At 43.2% G+C, this 1834-nt stretch carries 1 protein-coding gene; it reads right to left on the bottom strand.

Annotated features, from left to right (window positions below; translation table 11 throughout):
* Positions 1–288: 288 nt before the first annotated feature.
* Entirely contained in the window at positions 289–1608 is a 1320-nt protein-coding gene (locus tag RDS42_RS14640) for an IS30 family transposase (RefSeq protein ID WP_009243531.1), read from the bottom strand.
* Between the last annotated feature and the right edge of the window lie 226 nt (positions 1609–1834).

Below are 1834 nucleotides of genomic sequence, written 5' to 3'. Positions count from 1 at the left end.
CAAAAGAAATAAGATACTGCAAACCATTGATTTTAAAGGGTTTGCAAAAAAATAGGTTGAATGAAAAAGTAACTTCCACCATACATTGGCACAGGTAAAATAAGACCTTTTTGCAGGACTAACATCCATATAGTTCTGGATTATTCGTAAAAATTAACATATAATAAGGGCAGAAAACAAAGCTTTTTCTGGAAGATGGGCATGATTTTGGGACCACTGAAAGTACTTTTGAAAAATTAACTTCCACCGGCCTGATTATGAAACCAGCACCGGAAATGGATCTTGCAGTTACTTTTTCAAGAGTGATGGCTTAAGGATCACCTGGTTGGCGGGAATCCTTTCCAGCTGGCAGAGGTCCAGCAGTTTTCTGTCTATCAGCAGCAGAGCCAGTTCAAACGGGGTGCAGCCGTTTAAACTGGCTCTTGCTACGCTATTGATGTGGTTGGTGATCAGAGTTACCTGCTCCTGGTCCAAGCCTGCGAATGTCGTACCTTTGGGGATAATATAACGGATGAATTCATGATTTTTTTCCAGACGTCCCTTCTGCCAGGAAGCCATGGGATCGCAGTAAAAGACACGGGATAGAAGTTCACCTTCAGGCCGTTCAAAAATAGCTGGATCTTTGAATGAGGCACCATTGTCTGTAAGAATGACCGGAAAGAGTTTTCGATATAGCTCTGCTCCCAGATGGGTATATATTCGCTGAAACACATCTTGTACGTTGTCCTTCCTGTCAGCCTCCATAAGAAAAATAAGCATAAGGCTACAATTACGGAAAAGCATGGTCAACAGTACTTGTTCTGATTTTCCCCCGGCACCTTCCACCACATCTAATTCCACCACATTTGTATCTGGAAACTTTTCCAGATATCTCTCAAAATCCTGATAGGATCTGTCTTTTCTATATCCAGTGTTGTCAGGTTCTCTGCGGACCTGCCGACGTTTTTTGTAGCGGACCTTCCGGGGAAGGTCGAGGTTGATTGCAGTGAAGTATCCCTGGTCTATATAGTTGTAGAGGGTCCTTATAGAACAAGGGACGGATTCCTGATTAGAAGCAAAGATATGGGACAAAGGCTGTCCCTGCAGAAGCAGAGGGGAAACCAGACGGTCCAGCTGTTCCAGGGACTCAGGAGTCTGGTTAATCCCAGACCGTGAAGAAGATTTTGTTTCACTGTAAATATCGTTGGCATAATTGGCCCTGTAGAAATAGAAGTCGTGGGAACAGTTGCGTATTTGAGGGCAGTCATTACACACGTAGGGGGGCTTTTTTAACTTTTCGCAGAGTCTGGGAGTAAAGTCAGGACAATACATGGAACAGCGCTTAGGGCGGCATTTCCAGCATAAGGAATTACAAGTCTGATTCCCGCAGATATGCTGCTTTACACAGTTCTGAAAATGCTCGCATTCTGAGCGCTTCCGCTGGGTTTCGTTTTGAAAATGAGGAACCCGGAAAAGGTGACGCCGAATCTCCTTGGAAATGGTAGAAGAATCCTTGTTGATTCTGCAGGCAATCTGCGTGAAATTTTCCCCACGGCTGATACCATGTTCAATGGCAGCACGATCAGCAAGGGTAAGGTGTTTTTTGTTTCCAGTAGCTTTAGTAGACATAAATGAATCCTCCTATACAATAAAAATATCCCATTTCCGGTAGTTGGAGGATATGACCAGGGAGGAGCCCTGGTATTTCTTATAGAATAAACGATTGCAAGACTAACTTCCACCCCCAGTTCCTAATGTAGAGCAAAACAGACTAAAGGTGGAAGTTAGTTTTTCATTTAAGGTTTGCAAAAAAATAACAAAAATATTAGCACTCAACCCTTGACAGTGCTAACAA

This window comes from uncultured Blautia sp. (assembly GCF_902497045.1).
Classification (GTDB): domain Bacteria; phylum Bacillota; class Clostridia; order Lachnospirales; family Lachnospiraceae; genus Blautia_A.
Note: the sequence above shows the minus strand (reverse complement) of the source record. Positions and strands in the feature narration are given on the sequence as shown.